Below are 654 nucleotides of genomic sequence, written 5' to 3'. Positions count from 1 at the left end.
CTCCCGGGGCCTCTTCCATGTTCCCACCGCTGGGTGCGGGGCGTGGCCGATGCGTTCGGCCCCGCCCCCTGGCCAGCGGCCAGTGGGGCAGATCCTGGAGCAGTCTCGACGCCTCGGCGTCGGGGGTGGTCCGTCGTCTGTCCGTTTGCTCTTTTTCAATTCGGTGAATTGGTCACGCAAGTCAAATACCGCAGCAAGTGGTAGTGGCATGATCCAATCTCCACGAATGTGGACCCTTACGGATCGCGGGCCTCCATCGCAAGGTGGGGGGCCCGCAATGGGATCGTTACCCATAGACGGGGCGGACCCGCGTCGAGAGACGCCGAGTCCGCCAGAAAGATCGGGAACGTGACCCCCGCTGGTCCGTGCGACGCCCGAGCGATCGGCGCGGCGACCGGATCGGCGTGGTCAAGCTCCTAAGGGCACGGGGGGGATGCCTAGGCGTCATCAGCAATTCGGGCGTGGAAGGCTGCGAAATGTCCGGGGGAGTTGCCCAACGAACGTCGATCCCGGAATACCCGAGAAGACCCGGGGAACTGAAACATCTCAGTACCCGGAGGAGAAGAAATCAACCGAGACTCCCTCAGTAGCGGCGAGCGAACGGGGACCAGCCTAAACCGAGTGGGATACCATTCGGGGTCGTGGGGCCGGAGT

Annotated in this window: 1 rRNA gene; it reads left to right on the top strand. The window is 64.2% G+C overall.

The features are described from left to right. Positions 1-406: 406 nt before the first annotated feature. Positions 407-654 (top strand): 23S ribosomal RNA (locus ACYOEI_RS41095); the annotation flags it as partial.

The sequence above is a fragment of the Singulisphaera rosea genome (assembly GCF_054877945.1).
Note: the sequence above shows the minus strand (reverse complement) of the source record. Positions and strands in the feature narration are given on the sequence as shown.